The 16306-nt window shown below is 70.3% G+C and carries 16 protein-coding genes; 8 read left to right on the top strand and 8 right to left on the bottom strand.

Annotated features, from left to right (window positions below):
* Positions 1-115 precede the first annotated feature (115 nt).
* Positions 116-775 (top strand): HAD family hydrolase, encoded by a 660-nt coding sequence (locus tag OG568_RS34465; RefSeq protein ID WP_266414276.1) that lies wholly within the window; start codon positions 116-118, stop codon positions 773-775.
* 228 nt (positions 776-1003) lie between these two features.
* On the opposite strand, the gene OG568_RS34470 is transcribed toward OG568_RS34465, so the two are convergent.
* Positions 1004-1966 (bottom strand): peptidoglycan-binding domain-containing protein, encoded by a 963-nt coding sequence (locus OG568_RS34470; protein ID WP_329534381.1) that lies wholly within the window; start codon positions 1964-1966, stop codon positions 1004-1006.
* A 359-nt stretch (positions 1967-2325) separates the two neighbouring features.
* Here OG568_RS34470 and OG568_RS34475 point away from each other — a divergent pair, with 359 nt between their 5' ends.
* Positions 2326-4287 carry a DHA2 family efflux MFS transporter permease subunit gene (locus OG568_RS34475; RefSeq protein ID WP_443077903.1) on the top strand — a complete coding sequence of 654 codons (1962 nt, stop codon included), beginning with the start codon at positions 2326-2328 and terminating at the stop codon, positions 4285-4287.
* A gap of 15 nt (positions 4288-4302) precedes the next feature.
* On the opposite strand, the gene OG568_RS34480 is transcribed toward OG568_RS34475, so the two are convergent.
* A complete protein-coding gene (locus OG568_RS34480) occupies positions 4303-4806 on the bottom strand; it encodes a GNAT family N-acetyltransferase (protein ID WP_329534383.1) in 504 nt (167 codons plus the stop codon).
* Positions 4807-4960: 154 nt separating this feature from the next.
* Here OG568_RS34480 and OG568_RS34485 point away from each other — a divergent pair, with 154 nt between their 5' ends.
* Together OG568_RS34485 and OG568_RS34490 are read left to right on the top strand one after the other, a co-directional pair.
* A complete protein-coding gene (locus OG568_RS34485) occupies positions 4961-5629 on the top strand; it encodes a hypothetical protein (protein WP_329534384.1) in 669 nt (222 codons plus the stop codon).
* Between the two features lie 13 nt (positions 5630-5642).
* Positions 5643-6353 carry a hypothetical protein gene (locus OG568_RS34490; protein WP_329534385.1) on the top strand — a complete coding sequence of 237 codons (711 nt, stop codon included), beginning with the start codon at positions 5643-5645 and terminating at the stop codon, positions 6351-6353.
* An 85-nt stretch (positions 6354-6438) separates the two neighbouring features.
* Here the strand turns inward: OG568_RS34490 and OG568_RS34495 are convergent, their stop codons facing one another.
* Complete coding sequence (locus tag OG568_RS34495) at positions 6439-6843, bottom strand: J-domain-containing protein (RefSeq protein ID WP_329534386.1); 405 nt, start codon at positions 6841-6843, stop codon at positions 6439-6441.
* A 141-nt stretch (positions 6844-6984) separates the two neighbouring features.
* Between OG568_RS34495 and OG568_RS34500 the strand changes: the two genes are divergently transcribed.
* Positions 6985-7380 (top strand): hypothetical protein, encoded by a 396-nt coding sequence (locus tag OG568_RS34500; protein WP_329534387.1) that lies wholly within the window; start codon positions 6985-6987, stop codon positions 7378-7380.
* A gap of 23 nt (positions 7381-7403) precedes the next feature.
* Here OG568_RS34500 and OG568_RS34505 read toward each other — a convergent pair whose 3' ends face one another.
* Together OG568_RS34505 and proP are read right to left on the bottom strand one after the other, a co-directional pair.
* A complete protein-coding gene (locus tag OG568_RS34505) occupies positions 7404-8075 on the bottom strand; it encodes an O-methyltransferase (protein ID WP_329534388.1) in 672 nt (223 codons plus the stop codon).
* A gap of 55 nt (positions 8076-8130) precedes the next feature.
* On the bottom strand, positions 8131-9510 hold the full coding sequence (gene proP, locus OG568_RS34510) for a glycine betaine/L-proline transporter ProP (RefSeq protein ID WP_327136915.1): 1380 nt from the start codon (positions 9508-9510) through the stop codon (positions 8131-8133).
* Between the two features lie 366 nt (positions 9511-9876).
* On the opposite strand from proP, the gene OG568_RS34515 reads away from it, so the two are divergent.
* Complete coding sequence (locus tag OG568_RS34515) at positions 9877-11955, top strand: bifunctional glycosyltransferase 87/phosphatase PAP2 family protein (RefSeq protein ID WP_443077806.1); 2079 nt, start codon at positions 9877-9879, stop codon at positions 11953-11955.
* A gap of 73 nt (positions 11956-12028) precedes the next feature.
* Here the strand turns inward: OG568_RS34515 and OG568_RS34520 are convergent, their stop codons facing one another.
* Positions 12029-13264, bottom strand: coding sequence for a cytochrome P450 (locus OG568_RS34520; protein WP_266421831.1), 1236 nt, complete (start codon positions 13262-13264; stop codon positions 12029-12031).
* A 292-nt stretch (positions 13265-13556) separates the two neighbouring features.
* Here OG568_RS34520 and OG568_RS34525 point away from each other — a divergent pair, with 292 nt between their 5' ends.
* A complete protein-coding gene (locus tag OG568_RS34525) occupies positions 13557-14726 on the top strand; it encodes a steroid 3-ketoacyl-CoA thiolase (protein ID WP_266582256.1) in 1170 nt (389 codons plus the stop codon).
* Here OG568_RS34525 and OG568_RS34530 read toward each other — a convergent pair.
* Together OG568_RS34530 and OG568_RS34535 are read right to left on the bottom strand one after the other, a co-directional pair.
* Positions 14710-14916 carry a DUF397 domain-containing protein gene (locus OG568_RS34530; RefSeq protein WP_329534389.1) on the bottom strand — a complete coding sequence of 69 codons (207 nt, stop codon included), beginning with the start codon at positions 14914-14916 and terminating at the stop codon, positions 14710-14712. The two genes, OG568_RS34525 and OG568_RS34530, sit on opposite strands and share 17 nt — an antisense overlap.
* On the bottom strand, positions 14876-15724 hold the full coding sequence (locus tag OG568_RS34535; RefSeq protein WP_329534390.1) for a helix-turn-helix domain-containing protein: 849 nt from the start codon (positions 15722-15724) through the stop codon (positions 14876-14878). The genes OG568_RS34530 and OG568_RS34535 overlap by 41 nt, the downstream gene beginning before the upstream one ends.
* Positions 15725-15817: 93 nt before the next feature.
* Here OG568_RS34535 and OG568_RS34540 point away from each other — a divergent pair, with 93 nt between their 5' ends.
* Entirely contained in the window at positions 15818-16279 is a 462-nt protein-coding gene (locus OG568_RS34540; protein WP_329534391.1) for an ATP-binding protein, read from the top strand.
* Positions 16280-16306 lie beyond the last annotated feature (27 nt).

The following is a 16306-nucleotide window of genomic DNA, read 5'->3' on the forward strand; positions in this document are numbered from 1 at the left end:
AGTGGCTCCCGTCCGCACTCCCTGACCGGCGGGCGGGGCCGCCTTGTCCCCGGGGGACCCGGTGCTGATCCAATGGACGCCCCCGGCCCCTTCCCCCGCGCTCTGGAGCTTGCCGATGACGGCCACCACCGTTCTGACCGCCCGCGCCCTCCTGCTCGACATGGACGGCACCCTCGTCAACTCGGACGCCGTGGTCGAGCGCTGCTGGCGCCGCTGGGCGGAGCGGCACGGGCTCGACGGGGACGAGGTCATGAAGGTCGTCCACGGGCGACAGGGGTACGCGTCGATGGCGGTGCTGCTGCCGAACCGGCCCATGGAGCAGAACTACGCCGACAACGCGCGCATGCTCGCCGAGGAGACCGCCGACATGGACGGGGTCGTCGCGATTCCGGGTGCCGGGGAGTTTCTCGCCTCGCTGGCCGGGGTGCCGCATGCCCTTGTCACCTCCGCGGATGTGGGGCTGTCCACCGCGCGGATGGCTGCCGCCGGGCTGGGGCTGCCCGATGTGCGGATCACCGCCGAGTCCGTCGGCGCGAGCAAGCCCGATCCCGAGGGTTTTCTGAAGGGCGCCGCCGAGTTGGGTGTGGCGCCTGAGGACTGTGTCGTCTTCGAGGATTCGGGGGCCGGGATTTCCGCTGGGCGGGCTGCTGGGATGCGGGTGGTCGGGGTGGGGCCCCGGGCCGGCTTTCATCGTCCGGATGCCGTTGTGCCTGATCTGACGCGGGTGCGGGTGGAGGTTGTCGGGGGCGGGACGATACGCCTGCACCTCGGCTGACGCGTGCGAGATTCGCCCCCGCCACCCCTACCCGTCCCATCCCTGGGGGCTCCGCCCCCAGACCCCCGATCGGCCTGAACGGCCTCGTCCTCAAACGCCGGACGGGCTGAAGATGCGCGCAGCGCCCCTTCAGGGACGCGGGGAACTGCGCGACCGGCCCCCACCGGCCCGCAGCCGAAGAACCCCCCGCTCCGACAGAACCCCCGCACCGACAGAACCCGCCGAACCCTACGGAGTCGTCGTCTCGTTCTCCAGGCTCGTGCGGGTTGCCGTCCCGTACACCCCGGACTCGTCGCCCGTGATGCCCCGCGCCCACTGGTAGCGGCGTACCGCGTCCTCGACCCGGCCGGAGTACCTGCCGTCGGCGTCGCCCGTGTAGAGGGACAACTGGCGTAGGCGCAGCTGGAGTTCGGTGACTTCGGGGCCTCTGTCGCCGCGGCGCAGGGTCGGGGCGGGCTCGTCGCCCGCGGAGCCCTGGTCCGGCGCCAACGAGGCGGCCACGGTCGGTGTGGTGGTGGGTGTGGGTGACTGGGAGGGGTCGGACGGTCGCGTCGAGGTCGCCGAGGTGGAGGGTGATGGACTCTCGCTGGGCGACGGGGGCGGCGCGGCCGTCGCCGTGGGGGATGCGCCGGGTTCGGGAATCGACCCCGAGTCTGATCGTGACGAGGGGGACGGCGGCACCGAGGTCGGCGTCGATGACGCCTCCGGCACGCTCGCCCGTACGTCGTCCGGCAGCGCCCCGTTCCGCGCGGGGGTGTCGTACGAGAACAGCCCGCTCGCGAACCCCGCCGCCGCCACGACCGCCACCGCGGCCCCGGTCACGACCAGCAGGGCCGTACGCCGCCGCCGGCGGGGCGGTTCCTCGGTGAGGGGGGACGGGGGTGGTTCCGGGGGCGGGTACGGAGTCCCGTTTCCGGAGTCGGCGTCCCGTACGGCGGCGAGTCGTACGGTGGCGGCGGCCTCCGGCGGCACCGTACGCAGGCGCATGGTGGCGGGCGAGGACTCGTTCGCCACCAGATCCACGTACGGGCGTATCCGTAGGGGATCGAAGTCCTCCGCCGCTGCCGCCTCCGCCGTGCGCGCGTCGCGCAGGGCGTCGGACGCGCGCCGGGTGCAGGCGCAGGACGGGGTGCCGTCCGGCGTCCGGGGCGCGGCGCACTCGGGGCAGACATGCCCGTTCGGTTCAGTCACGCGTTGGGTCCCTCCCCCTGAGACTCGCCCCCTCGGAACTCCCGAGATTATCCACATCCACCACACCTTCTCCCAGGAGCCCCCGGAATCCCTCCTTCCGCACCTGTTACAAGCTTCAACAGGCCATAACCGGCCATACCGACCACCATGGAGGGTGACGAGACCCCAGGGGTTCATGGGAGGTCCGCATGACGGGCGAGACACCCGGTGATGTGCACGACTCGGACACGCCGCCGCACGACCCCCCGTACGGCGTGAACGAGACGGTCGTGCGGAGGCGCTCGGCGGCCGCCGTCGACGCCCAGGAGGCGCCGGTGCACGGCGGTGTCGTCGTCTCGATCGGCGCGCTGCTGCTCGGCATGCTGCTGGCCGCCCTCGACCAGACGATCGTGTCGACCGCGCTGCCCACCATCGTCAGCGACCTGGGTGGCCTCGAGCACCTGTCGTGGGTGGTCACCGCGTATCTGCTCGCGTCGACCGCGGCGACTCCACTGTGGGGCAAACTCGGCGACCAGTATGGCCGGAAGAAGCTGTTCCAGGCCGCGATCGTGATCTTCCTCGTCGGGTCCGCATTGTGTGGAATGGCGCAGAACATGGGCGAGTTGATCGGCTTCCGGGCCCTTCAGGGCCTCGGTGGCGGTGGGCTCATCGTGCTGTCCATGGCGATCGTCGGCGACATCGTCTCGCCGCGCGAACGAGGGAAGTACCAGGGGCTGTTCGGGGCTGTCTTCGGTGCGACGAGTGTGCTCGGGCCGCTGCTCGGCGGGCTGTTCACCGAGCACCTCAGCTGGCGCTGGGTCTTCTACGTCAACCTGCCGGTCGGCGTGGTCGCGCTCGTCGTGATCGCGACGGTCCTGCGCACTCCGAAGAAGTCCGCCGAGCACGTCATCGACTACCTCGGCACGTTCCTCATCGCCGCGGTCGCCACCTGTCTCGTGCTCGTCGCCTCGCTCGGCGGCACCACCTGGGCGTGGAGCTCGCCGCAGATCATCGGACTCGCGGTGCTCGGTGTCCTGCTCGCCGTGGCCTTCGTGGCGGTGGAGCAACGGGCGGCCGAACCCGTCCTGCCCCTCAGGCTCTTCCGCGTCCGCACCTTCTCCCTCTCCGCCGTCATCAGCTTCATCGTCGGCTTCGCGATGTTCGGCGCGATGACCTATCTGCCGACCTTCCTCCAGGTCGTCCGGGGCGTGAGCCCCACCCTGTCCGGCGTGTACATGCTGCCCATGGTGTTCGGGCTGCTGCTGTCCTCGACCGTCTCCGGGCAGATCGTCAGCCGTACCGGCCGCTGGAAGGTCTTCCCCATCGTGGGCACCGGTGTCACGGCGCTCGGTCTGCTGCTGCTCCACCAGCTCGACGAGCACAGCAGTACCGGTGTGATGAGCGTGTACTTCCTCGTCTTCGGCCTGGGTCTCGGCCTGGTCATGCAGGTCCTGGTCCTGATCGTGCAGAACGCGGTCTCGTACGAGGATCTGGGCGTCGCCACCTCCGGCGCCACCTTCTTCCGCTCCATCGGCGCCTCGTTCGGCGTGGCCATCTTCGGCACCGTCTTCGCGAGCCGCCTCGGCGACAACCTGGTGGCCGTGCTGAGCGGACGGCAACTCCCCGCCGGCATCACGCCGAACAGTCTCAAGGCCGACCCGAAGGGCATCGCCGACCTGCCGTCCGCGCTCCGCCAGCCCGTCCTGCACGCGTACGCCTCGTCGATCACCGACGTGTTCCTGTACGCCGCCCCGGTCGCCCTGCTCGGCTTCGTCCTGGCCTGGTTCCTGCGCGAGGACAAGCTGCGGGGTTCGGTCACGGCACCCGACATCAGCGAGACGCTCGCCACCAATCCCGTGGAGCGGTCGTCGCACGACGAGGTGTGCCGTGCGCTGTCCGTGCTGGGCACCCGGGAGGGGCAGCGGGAGATCTACGAGAAGATCACCGCGCGGGCCGGCTGCGACCTGCTGCCCGCCGCGAGCTGGCTGCTGCTGCGGATCAAGAAGTACGGCTGGGCGGAGCCCGCGCTGCTGGCCGAACGCAGCACCGTACCGCTGCCCGTCGTACTGGCCGCGGCCCGGCAGTTGGAGGAGCGGCGCCTCGCCGCCCGCGGAGGGCTCGACCTCGTCCTCACGGACGAAGGCCGCGAGGTCGCCGAGAAGCTGGCCAAGGCCCGCGAGGAGTCCTTGGCGGAGCTGCTGGGCGACTGGTGGGGACCGGACCGGCCGACCGATCTGACCAAGCTGGTCAAGGAGCTGAACGGCGAGCTGTGCGGCTCCGACGCCGAGCGGCCGCACGACGGGACGGTGCCGCGTGCGCATCCGCGCGGGAGAGCGGCGTGACTCCTCCGGCGGCCTTCAGGGCGTCAGCTTCTTCGTGAACCAGTGGTCGGCGTAGATGTCGTCGTTGTGCGGCTCGGTCTCCGCGTAGCCGTGCCGCGCGTACAGGGATCGTGCCTCCACCAGGTCGCCGCGGGTGTCGAGGATCAGCCGCTCGGCGCCGAGGCCGCGCGCCTCCTCCTCGGCCGCCGCGAGCAGCAGCGCCGCGCCGCCCTTGCCGCGCAGCCGCTCGCGCACGAACACCCGCTTCAGCTCACCCGTCGTGGCGTCGAGCATCCGCACCCCGGCCGTGCCACCGGGTTCGCCGCCGTACCGTGCGACCAGCAGCACCCCGCCGGGTGCCTGGAACTCGGCACCCGCGGTCGCCGCGATCTCCCGCTCCAGCTCCTCGGGGTCGGTCGGGTGCCCCTCGTGCAGCAGGTACCAGCGGTCGCTGACCTCCGTGTAGTACGCGCGCCACAGCGCGGAGGCGACGGACGAGTCGAAGGGCTCGGGGGCGATGGTCCAGGTCATGGCGGTCATTGTCGGGAGGTACGGCCTGCGGTCCGCAAGCGGATTTCCGCGGGCCGCGGGTGAGGACGGCGTCCGGGACCGTGGTGGGTTCGTTTGAGTGCGGGCTTCCGGGCAACCCGGTTCTCGAACCGGCCCGTCGGGTCGAGAACCCCGGAAGGCACCCATGTCCACAGGCCTCATCATCGCTTTGATCGTGATCGTGGCGGTCGCCGTCGTCGCGGCCGCGCTGATCCTCCTGGCCCGCAGGCCGCAGGGCGGGCGCACACTGCGGCGGCGCTTCGGGCCCGAGTACGACCGGGCCGTCGCCCAGCACGACGGCGACGCCAGGGCCGCCGAGCGCGACCTCGCCGAGCGGGTGAAGCGGCACGGCGCGCTGCGTGAACGGCCGCTGGAACCGGCCGCGCGCGACGAGTACGCCGCCCGCTGGGGGGCCGTTCAGGAACGCTTCGTCGACTCGCCGCAGGAGGCGGTGGCCGAGGCGGACCGGCTGGTCGCCGAGCTGGCCGGCGCACGCGGCTTCCCCGACGGCGAGCGCTACGAGGAGCAGCTCGACGCGCTCTCCGTCCACCACGGACACCATGTGCACGGCTACCGGCGTGTGCACCAGGCCACGTACGCACCCGTCTCGGACGCCCACGGCGGTACGGAGGAGCTCCGCGCGTCCGTGGTGGAGGCCCGCGCCCTCTTCGAGGAGCTGCTGGCCCCGGTCCGCCAGGACGCCCGCCAGGACACCGCCGACACAGCCCCTGCCGGGGACTCCGCCCCGGACGAGCGTTCCCACCGGGCCCATGTGCCGTGGGCCATGACCAGTCGTCACGCGAAGCGGAGTTGAGGAAGTGAAGAAGATGACATCGGACAACGGTAGTGAGAACAGTCCGCGTCGTGAGGCGATGACGGGCCGCGGGGACGTCGACCCCCTCGTCCACCGGCACGCCCAGGACGCCCAGGTCGCTCAGCCGCCCGGACCCGGCACCCCCGCCGACCCGGCCGCCTACGACCCCGGGGAGGCGCCCCGGAGTCCCGTCGACAGGGCGGCGCCCGGCGAGGCGGAGGCCCGCGGCGGCATGCGGTCCCGTGAGACCGCGAACCCGTCCCGCTCGACGGCGGGCGGCGCGGCGACCATGCCCGCCGGCGACCGGGACATCCGCGCCGGGCAGGAGGAATCCCTGCGTGGCGGGCAGGCGGAGTCCACCCGCGCCGGGCAGGGTGACCGTACCCGTGCCGGGCGGCAGGAGTCGGCTGCCGGGCAGCGTGACACCGGGCCGCAGGGCAACGGCGACGGGGCGCTGCTGTCGCACGACGAGTGCGACAAGTACGCGCTGCGGTTGCAGCACGCCGTCGGCGGGTTCGTGGACGGTCCGCGGGCGTCCGTCGAGGAGGCGGACCATGTCCTGGAGGAGCTGACCACCGAGTTCACCGACGCCATGACCCGGCGTCGCCGCACGCTGCGGACGACCTGGCAGGCGGCCGGTGAGGGCGACACGGCCGACACCGAGAAGCTGCGGCTGGCCCTGCGTGACTACCGCGAGGTCACGGAGCGGCTCCTGCACCTGTAGGAGGCCGTAGGCCCTGTCGTCGAGTACCACCATGAGGCCGCGCCCCGGACCATGTTCCGGGGCGCGGCCTCACCCGTCGACGGGGTCATCCGGCCCGGCGCTCGCGCCACTCCCGGACGATCTCGTCCACGTCGTACGGCTTGAGGCCGAGGGGAGGACCCGGCGGCGGTTTGAACATGACCTCGCGGATCTTGACGTTGATGTCCTCGACGATCTGGCGCACGACCCGCTCCGAGGGCGCCGCCGACGCCGCCGCGAGCGCGTCCTCGGCCTCCTTGCGCAGGGCCAGTGTCGGGGGCAGGACCGACAGCCCCTCGCGGGCCATCTTCCGCTTGATCCACCACAGTTCGTCGTACGGAGTGTCGGTCACGGCGGGCATGGGCTTGCCCGCGCCGGGCAGGTCCGCGAACTCGCCGCGGGCCTCCGCCTCACGGATCTGTCGGTCGACCCAGGTCTCGAAGCTGACCCCGGGTGGCTTCCGTTCGGTCATACGTCCATTGTGCAGGAGGACACCCGGTCGGACGACGGGGCGATTTATCATGCGGCGGCGGCGCGTCAACCACATCCGTCACCTGGACGGTTGAACCACCGCGCCGCGACCGGACGAACGCTGTAACTCGAAGGAGCGCACGTGCTCGAACTCACCATGGCCTCGGTCACCGGGGCGGACGCGGGTGCGACGGCCGGAATGCTGATGGCCGACGCGCCGAGCGACCCGGGAGCCGTGCTGCGGGTGGGGCGGGACCGGGCGGTGTGCCGGCTCGCGACCCCCGACGACTGGCTGTTCGTCTCCCGGGTCCACCTGGAGTTCCTGTGCGGCCCGGACGGCACGTGGCAGGTCACCTGGTTGCACGGGTCGCGCCCGGAGCCCTCCGCCGAGGTACGGCTGACGCTGGCCGGAGCACCGACCCAGCCGGTCCCGTACGGCGGGACGGTGAAGCTCCCCGCGGGCGGCTCGGGGGAGATCGTCATCCTTGACCGCACGGGACCGCAGAGCGTGAACGTGGGTTTCTACCACGAGGCCTGAGCGCCCCGGAGGGGAGAGGTGCGTCAGGCCAGCACGCGGGCCAGCGCGAACCCGTCGTACCCCTTGCTGCCCACCGTCTGGATCGCCGTACCGGTCAACTTCGGGTGGGCGGCGATCAGTTCGAGGGCGGCCCGGGTGCCCCGCACGCTCGGTTCGGCGCTGCCCGCGTCGGTGACCTGCCCGTCGCGCACGACGTTGTCGACGACGATCAGGCTGCCGGGGCGGGTGAGCTCGAGGGCCCACTCGATGTAGTGCGGGTTGTTCACCTTGTCGGCGTCGATGAACACGAAGTCGAACGGCTCCGGGTTCTCCTCGGCCAGTTTCGGCAGCGACTCCAGGGCGGGGCCCACCCGTACCTCGGCGATCTTGTCGAGGCCCGCACGGGCGAGGTTGCGGCGGGCGACCTCGGCGTGCGTGGCGTCGTACTCGAAGGTGATCAGCCTGCCGTCGGCCGGGAGGGCGCGGCCCAGCCAGATGGTGCTGTAGCCGCCGAGGGTGCCGAACTCCAGGATGCGGCGGGCGCCCTGGATCTGGGCGAGCAACTGGAGCAGCTTGCCCTGGTTCGGCGCGACCGCGATCGGCGGCAGCCCCGCGGCGTCGCTGTCGCGCAGGGCCGCCGTCAGGGTCTCGTCGGCGGGGGAGAGGAGGGTGGCGAAGTAGTCGTCGACTTCGTTCCAGAGCTGCGACTCGCTCATGAACCATGCCTTTCGTATACCTAGTTAGATGCCCTAACTAGTCCCACGGGCAAAGTTACACGGCGGGCGCGGAGCCCGGCAGCGGTTGCCCCGCCGACTCGGTCATGAACCACACCGCGACGCCACCGATCACGGCCGCGCCCATCATGTAGTAGGCGGGCATCATCATGTTCCCGGTCGCCCCGATGAGTGCCGTGGTCACCAGCGGTGTCGTACCGCCGAACAGTGAGACGGAGACGTTGAAGCCGATGGACAGCGAGCCGTAGCGGACCTTCGTCGGGAAGAGCGCCGGGAGCGCGGCGGGCATCGCGGAGGTGAAGCAGACCAGCAGCAGGCCCAGCGCGCCCATGCCGAGCGCGACCGCGAGCAGACTGCCCTCGCGGATCAGCAGCAGCGCCGGGACGGACAGGGCGAGGAAGCCGACACAGCCCGCGGCGATCATCGGACGGCGGCCGATCCGGTCGGTCAGCGCGCCCGCGAAGGGCTGGACGATCATCATCAGCGCCATCACGCCGAGGACGACCAGCAGGCCGTGCGTCTCGTCGTACTTCAGCTCGCTCGTCAGATAGCTCGGCATGTACGACAGCAGCATGTAGTCGGTGACGTTGAAGACCAGCACGAGGCCGACGCAGAGCAGCAGCGCGCGCCACTGGCCCGCGACCATCTCGCGCAGCCGCACCTTGGGGCGGTCCGCCTCCTTCTTGGAGGCCTTCGCCAGCTCCGCCGCGAACGCCGGGGTCTCCTCCAGGCGCATCCGCAGATACAGGCCGATGATGCCCATGGGGCCCGCGATCAGGAACGGCACGCGCCAGCCCCAGGACAGCAGGTCCTCGGTGGACAGGAAGGCGGTCATGAGGGTGACCAGACCGGCGCCGCCGATGTATCCGGCGAGCGTGCCGAACTCCAGCCAGCTTCCGAAGAAGCCACGCTTCTTGTCGGGTGCGTACTCGGCGATGAAGGTGGAGGCGCCCGCGTACTCGCCGCCGGTGGAGAAGCCCTGGACGAGCCGGGCCGCGAGCAGCAGCAGGGGAGCGCCGACGCCGATCGTCGCGTACGACGGGATCAAGCCGATCGCGAAGGTGCCGGCCGCCATCATGATCATGGTGAGGGCGAGGACCTTCTGGCGGCCGACGCGGTCGCCGAGCGGGCCGAAGACCATGCCGCCGAGCGGGCGGACGAGGAAGGCCGCGGCGAAGGCGCCGAAGGTGGACAGCAACTGCGCGGTGGGGTTGCCGGAGGGGAAGAAGACCTTGCCCAGCGTCACCGCGATGTAGCTGTAGACGCCGAAGTCGAACCACTCCATCGCGTTGCCGAGGGCTGCCGCCTTGACGGCGCGCTTGACCAGGGCCGGATCGGTGACCGTCGCCTCGGGCGGCGCGGGGGTTCGGGGTCGGGGTACGGCGGGGGCGACTGCTGTGGCGGACGGCAAGGGCATGCCCTTCGTAGGGGACGGGGACGCGGCTCGCCCGGAGGCGGGCCGAAAAGTGACCATAGGGGCACTCGCCCGCATTACGTACCGTAGGTGTCTCGATGCATAGTGCATGCAAATGCGTCGTACGCAGGGGTGACGGCTGGGTCGCGCGTCGCTTTTCCGAGGCTCCGCTGTGAGGTAAGTCGCCAACGAAGCGGGGAACCGGAAGTGCGCGCGCACCACCGTCGTGCGGGCAAAAGGCGGGAGGCCGTCAGGTGAAGGGGGGGTTGCCCGCGTCTCTCAATCTGGGCATGCGAGCCTCTTAGAGGCCGGACGAAGCACGGCTGTACGGGATGAAAAGGGTGAACGGGGCGGGAAGGTCGGCGGGGCGTGGTGAACGGTGAGCGCGGCGGACGAGCAGGTGGTGCCTTCGGGGCGGAGGCGGCGGAATCCGCGCGAGCGAGACTGCGCACGATCCGGATCGGGCTGTGGCTGATCGTCGCGGTGCTCGCGGTACGGCAGATCGCCGCCGTGCTGAGCACCCCCCAAGGGGACCGGCTGACGGACCTCGAGACCTGGATCGGACCCGACGGCGTCCTGCATGTGAAGGGATCGCTGTACGACTCGACGGAGTTCACCGGCACGCCCTTCGGAGGATTCGTCCTCAAACCACTCACCCGCGCCGCCGAACAGGCGATCGGCTGGGGCTGGACGTTCGGCAGCCTCTCGCTGGTCGTCGTGCTCGGCCTGGTCGTCGCGCGCGCCCTGCCGCAGCCGGTGACCCGGCGCACCGCCCTGTTCGCCGCGCCCGTCGCGATCAGCCTGCTGATGCTGTCGCTGCCGGTACGCAACGCCCTCTACCTCGGCCAGACCAGCATCCTCCCGGTGCTGCTCGTCCTGCTGGGCTGCTTCGCCGTCCGGGGTGAGCGCGCCAGCGGCGTTCTGATCGGCCTCGCCGCCGCCCTGCAGCCCACCATGCTGCTCTTCGCGCCGCTTCTCTGGTTCACCGGGCGCCGCCGCGCCGTCCAGTCCACCGGGATCACCTTCGCCGGCCTCACCGCCCTCGCCTGGGTCGTGATGCCGCACGACTCCACCACCTACTGGGTGCACCACCTGGCGGGCGTCGGCCTCGGCGGGGAGGCCGACGACCTCTCCAACCAGTCGCTGCACGGCGCGCTGCTGCGCTTCGGCCTCGACGGCCCGCTGGAGATCACCCTGTTCCTGCTGCTCGGCGCCGCGGTCGGGGCCCAGGGCCTGCGCCGCGCCATCCGCTACGCACGGGACGGGCAGCTCCTGCTGGCCGTCGCGGTCACCGGCTGCGTCGCCGTCGCCGTCTCGCCCACCGCCTGGCAGCACCAGCTGCTGTGGGTGCTGCTCGCACTGGTCGGCAAGGTCGGCAAGAAGACCTCGGACCGCTATATGTGGCCCGTCGCCGTCATCCTCGTCATGACGCTGCCCGCGAAGATGATGCTGCCGAACATGGCGACGCTCTACCCGCTGCGGGACAACGTGGTGCTGCTCGCCGCGCTCGCCGCCGCCGTCGTGGTGCCGTTCGTGTCCCGCACCTCGGAGTACTACCGGGCGCCGATCCCCACCGACTACGCGGCACCGGTGCCGACCGCCTGGAAGCGGGTGCCGCTGCTCCCCTTCCTCGGCCGCGTCGTCACCCGCCCGAACCTGCTGCTCGAACTGCTCCTGATCCGCGTCGGCTACTCCGCCTACCAGCAGGTCAGGCTCGCCGCGACGGGCGGCACCAACACGGGCGGCCGGAGCACCGCCGAACACCACGGCGACCAGGTCCTCTCCATCGAGCGGTTCCTGCACATCGACATCGAGCACTGGGTCAACCACGCCGTGTTCAAGGTCGGGTGGCTGCGGGACTTCTTCGCCTTCTACTACGAGTCGTTCCACTTCGTCGTCCCGCTCACCGTCCTCGGCGTGCTCTACGTCCGCCGCCCCGGCGACTACCGCTGGGCGCGCTCGGCGCTCGGCTTCGCCACCCTGATCGCGCTCGTCGGCTTCTGGCTCTTCCCGCTCGCCCCGCCGCGCCTGATGCCGGGCCTCGGCATGATCGACACCGTGCACGGCGTGCAGGACTTCTCCAAGCCGGACTACGGCACGCTGACCGCGCTGACCAACCAGTACGCGGCGATGCCCTCACTGCACTTCGGCTGGTCGCTGTGGTGCGGAGTCGTCATCGCGGTCCTGGCCCCCAAGTGGTGGATGAAGGCGCTCGGCCTGCTGCACCCGCTGTTCACGGTCTCCGCGATCGTGGCGACCGGCAACCACTGGGTGCTGGACGCGGTGGGCGGCGCGGCCGTCGTCAGCGTGGGCTTCGGGCTGACCTACCTCCTCCAGGGGCCGCGGCCGAGGCGGCTGACGCAGCCCGTGGGGGTCGGTACGCAGGAGCGGGTTTTGGCGACGGAGGGACGCGTGTCCCGTCTCGGGGGAGGCAGGGGCGGGGCGTAGGAGGGATGCCCCTGCCTCCCGCGGGACGGGCCGACGGGCACCGGGAGTCCGTCGGCCCGAGCGTGCGGTGCGGTCAGCCGGCGTCGACCTGGAGCTCCTTGACCCCGTTGATCCAGGCGGAGCGCAGTCGGCGCGGGTCGCCGGCCAGGGTGAGGTTCGGCATCGCGTCGGCGATCGCGTTGAAGATGAGGTCGATCTCCAGGACGGCCAGGGACTTGCCGAGGCAGTAGTGGGGGCCTCCGCCGCCGAAGCCGAGGTGGGGGTTGGGGTCGCGGGTGATGTCGAAGGAGTCCGGGTTCTCGAAGACCTCGGGGTCGTGGTTGGCGGAGGCGTAGAAGATCCCGACCCGGTCGCCCTTCTTGATCTGCTTGCCGCCTAGTTCGGTGTCCTGGGTGGCGGTGCGCTGGAAGGAGACGACGGGGGTCGCCCACCGCACGATCTCCTCGGCCGTGGTCGCCGGACGGGTGCTCTTGTACAGCTCCCACTGCTCGGGGTGGGTGAGGAAGGCGTGCATGCCGTGGGTGATGGCGTTGCGGGTGGTCTCGTTGCCGGCGACCGACAGCATCAGAACGAAGAAGCCGAACTCGTCGGAACCGAGGTTGCCCTCGTCCTCGGCCGCCACCAGCGTGCTGACGATGTCCTTGGCCGGGCACTGCTTGCGGTCGGCGGCCATGTTCATGGCGTACGAGATGAGCTCGGCGGCCGACTCGGCGCCGACCTCCTCGGTGATGGCGTACTCCGGGTCGTCGTACGCGATCATCTTGTTGGACCACTCGAAGATCTTGATGCGGTCGTCCTGGGGAACGCCGATCAGCTCGGCTATCGCCTGGAGAGGCAGTTCGCAGGCGACCTCGGTGACGAAGTCGAAGGGCCCCGAATGGGCGCGGGCGCCCTCGACGATCGAGAGGGCACGGGAGCGGAGCCGCTCCTCCAGCGCCCGGATGGCCCTTGGCGTGAAACCGCGTTGCACTATCTGGCGGACGCGGGTGTGCTCGGGTGGGTCCATGTTGAGCAGGATCAGCCGCTGGGCGTCGATCGCGTCGCGCTGCATGTGTTCGTGGAAGCGGATGATCGCGGTGTTGAGGTAGGAGGAGTAGATCTCCGGGTGCGTGGAGACGTACTTGACGTCCGCGTGCCGGGTGACCGCCCAGTACCCCTCGTCCTGGAAGCCGGCCAGACCGGCGGGCTGGGGGATCCAGCGGACGGGTTCGGCCCGGCGCAGTTCGGCGAACTCCGGCAGGGGCACGCGGTGGTGCAGCAGATCGGGGTCGGTGAAGTCGAACCCGTCGGGCAGCGCGGGACAGGGCATCGGCGACCACCCACCATTCTGACGGTCCATCAGGAATCCGGAATTGCCGTGAAGGTAGTAACGGGTTCTACAAGTCGCAAGGGGTACGGCACCCCGAATTCCGTGGGGAGTTCGTGCAGATCACCACTTCGAGCGCTGCACGACCCTTGCGGCGTGGGGGCTTGGATCCGCAGACTGCACACAGAACTGGTACGCGTTCTAGTTCTGCGCGGTGGGTGGGCCGGGACGCCCCGCGCTGCGCGGGTCAGCAGGGCCTGGCCGCCGGGCAGGCCTGAGGAGAGGACGAGCCCCCATGGCCGCGGAACCCGTGATCGTCGAAGCCGTACGCACCCCCATCGGCAAGCGAGGTGGCGCACTCGCCAACCTCCACCCCGCCTATCTCCTGGGCGAGACCTACCGTGAACTCCTCGGCCGCACCGGCATCCACGCCGACTGCGTCGAGCAGATCGTCGGCGGCACGGTGACGCACGCCGGCGAGCAGTCCATGAACCCCGCGCGCACGGCCTGGCTCGCCATGGGCCTGCCGTACGAGACGGCGGCGACGACGGTCGACTGCCAGTGCGGCTCCTCGCAGCAGGCCTCCCACATGGTGGCCAACATGGTCGCGGCGGGCGTCATCGACGTCGGTATCTCGTGCGGGGTCGAGGCGATGTCGAGGGTGCCGCTGGGCTCCGGCTCCAAGCACGGCCCCGGGAAGCCGTTCCCGGACGAGTGGAACGTGGATCTGCCCAATCAGTTCGAGGCCGCCGAGCGCATCGCGCGCAATCGTGGGCTGACGCGCGAGAACGTCGACAGGCTGGGCCTGGTCTCGCAGGAGCGCGCCGCGAACGCCTGGTCGGAGGAACGCTTCAAGCGCGAGACCTTCGCCGTGCAGGTGCCGACCACCGAGGAGGAGCAGCGGGCCGGACAGGGCATGTGGCGCCTCGTCGACCGTGACGAGGGACTCCGCGACACGTCCATGGAGGCGCTGGCGGGCCTCAAGCCGGTGATGCCCACGGCCGTCCACACGGCGGGCAACTCCTCGCAGATCTCGGACGGTGCGGCGGCGATCCTCTGGGCCTCCAAGCGGATGGCCCGGGCGCTGAAGCTGCGCCCGAGGGCGCGGATCGTGGCGCAGGCGCTGGTGGGTTCGGACCCGCACTTCCATCTGGACGGCCCGATCGACGCGACGCGTGCGGTGCTGGGCAAGGCCGGGATGTCTTTGAAGGACATCGACCTCGTGGAGATCAACGAGGCGTTCGCTTCAGTGGTGTTGAGCTGGGCGCAGGTCTTCGAGCAGGACCTGGAGAAGGTCAACGTGAACGGCGGTGCGATCGCGCTCGGGCACCCGGTCGGAGCGACGGGTGCCCGGCTGATCACCACCGCCCTGCACGAACTGGAGCGACGGGACAAGGAGTTCGCGCTGATCACCATGTGCGCGGGCGGTGGACTGGCCACCGGCACGATCATCCAGCGGTTGTAGTCCAGGAGACGAAGGCGACGAAGGCGGCGGGGGCGATCGTGAGGATCGGTCCCGCCGGGTTCTTCGAGTCGCGTACGGCGATGGTGTTAGCGCAAGGGGTTTCGGCGATTTCTACGCAGGAGCCGCCGGTGTCGGTGCTGTAGCTCGACTTACGCCATTGGGCGCTGGTCAGACGTGAGTTGCTCTCCATAGCGTTCCTCCATCACGTGCCGGATCAGCGTCGCCGAGTCCTTGACGGACAGGGCCGCAGCCTGCAAATGATCGTAACGGAGCGACCGGGACTCGACTGAGTCAGGATTCGCGGTCGCATGCCCCGTCTCGTAGTCCTCGCTATAGACGATGGTGGGATCGTTCGAGAAGCGGAAGAGGTCGAACGATCCCGGGAATCCTGCGTGAGTGCCCACCTTGAACGGCAGTACCTGGATGTTCACACGCGGGCTCCTCTCGAAGGACAACAGTCGCGACAGTTGGCCGCGCATGACCTCCGGGCCGCCAATCTCCTGGTAAAGCACCGTCTCGCTGAAAACCGCCCACAATACTGGCGGCTTGGCCTTCTCCAGGATGCGCTGTCGCGCCAGACGTGCGGTGGTCCGGTTGTCCAGGTCGCTGTCGTCCACGGCGCTGAGTACCGCGCGCGCGTACGCCTCCGTCTGGAGCAGCCCGTGTACCAACTGGGGCTGGAATACATGGATCTCTGCCGCCCGCGCTTCCAGCTCCGCCACCTGCCTGAACCAGGCCGGGAGTTGGCTGCGCAGCACCAGATCCACGAGCCGGGACAGCAGCCCATCCGTCCCGAGCGCCGCATCCGTGCGTTCGCTGAATTCCGGTGTCGGCAGCTTCCGTGCCGTCTCGATCTGTCCGACCAGGGAGCCGGTGTAATTGATGACGGCGCCCAGTTGCTTCTGGGTGAGCCCAGCTGCCTCCCGATACCGCCGCAACTCGAACCCGTAGTAGTCGAGCGGGGACGCGCCCGGGTCGAGGATGTTGATATGGGTCACGTACGGCCCCTCTCGCGCGCAACTCGGTCCACTCCGGGACCCGTTGTATTCGTTCCGTAGCCGAGCGTAGTCGCGCGAGGTCAGTCTCGTAGCGTGAACGAACACATTCCCCCCACCCTCCTGGGCTCCCGCCCCGCCCAGTACGCGATGCGGATCACCGTCGGCGCACACTCGGCCCGGCACATCCGGCGGATCGTCAGGTCGCTGCTGGACGAGTGGGACCTGGCGGAGTTGGCCGACTCCGTGGAGCTGGCCGTGACCGAGCTGGTCGCCAACGTCGTACGCCATGTCCCGGACCGGCGCTGTGCGTTGCTGATGCTGCGGCAGACGGCCGGAGTGAGGGTGGAGGTGACGGACAGATCCCCGCAAGTACCCCTCACCCCGGACGAGTTGCCGCCGGAGGCGGAGGGTGGGCGCGGGCTCGTGCTGCTCGACGCGGTGGTCGACAAGTGGGGTGTGGGGCCGGGGCTCGGGGGCGGCAAGACGGTCTGGTTCGAGTGTCGACCGGCTCGACCGCAGGGCCAAACCCATGGGGCTGACAATCACTCATGGTGATGATGATCGTGCGAGGGAACCCGAACA

The organism is Streptomyces sp. NBC_01450, assembly GCF_036227505.1.
Classification (GTDB): Bacteria; Actinomycetota; Actinomycetes; order Streptomycetales; family Streptomycetaceae; genus Streptomyces.

Excerpts from the sequence above, each read along its gene's own strand:
- OG568_RS34465 (WP_266414276.1), top strand. The coding sequence starts at position 116 with ATGACGGCCACCACCGTTCTGACCGCCCGCGCCCTCCTGCTCGACATG.
- OG568_RS34475 (WP_443077903.1), top strand. The coding sequence starts at position 2,326 with ATGCTGCTGGCCGCCCTCGACCAGACGATCGTGTCGACCGCGCTGCCC.
- OG568_RS34480 (WP_329534383.1), bottom strand. The coding sequence starts at position 4,806 with ATGACCGCCATGACCTGGACCATCGCCCCCGAGCCCTTCGACTCGTCC.
- OG568_RS34485 (WP_329534384.1), top strand. The coding sequence starts at position 4,961 with ATGTCCACAGGCCTCATCATCGCTTTGATCGTGATCGTGGCGGTCGCC.
- OG568_RS34490 (WP_329534385.1), top strand. The coding sequence starts at position 5,643 with ATGACATCGGACAACGGTAGTGAGAACAGTCCGCGTCGTGAGGCGATG.
- OG568_RS34495 (WP_329534386.1), bottom strand. The coding sequence starts at position 6,843 with ATGACCGAACGGAAGCCACCCGGGGTCAGCTTCGAGACCTGGGTCGAC.
- OG568_RS34505 (WP_329534388.1), bottom strand. The coding sequence starts at position 8,075 with ATGAGCGAGTCGCAGCTCTGGAACGAAGTCGACGACTACTTCGCCACC.
- proP (WP_327136915.1), bottom strand. The coding sequence starts at position 9,510 with ATGCCCTTGCCGTCCGCCACAGCAGTCGCCCCCGCCGTACCCCGACCC.
- OG568_RS34520 (WP_266421831.1), bottom strand. The coding sequence starts at position 13,264 with ATGCCCTGTCCCGCGCTGCCCGACGGGTTCGACTTCACCGACCCCGAT.
- OG568_RS34525 (WP_266582256.1), top strand. The coding sequence starts at position 13,557 with ATGGCCGCGGAACCCGTGATCGTCGAAGCCGTACGCACCCCCATCGGC.
- OG568_RS34530 (WP_329534389.1), bottom strand. The coding sequence starts at position 14,916 with ATGGAGAGCAACTCACGTCTGACCAGCGCCCAATGGCGTAAGTCGAGC.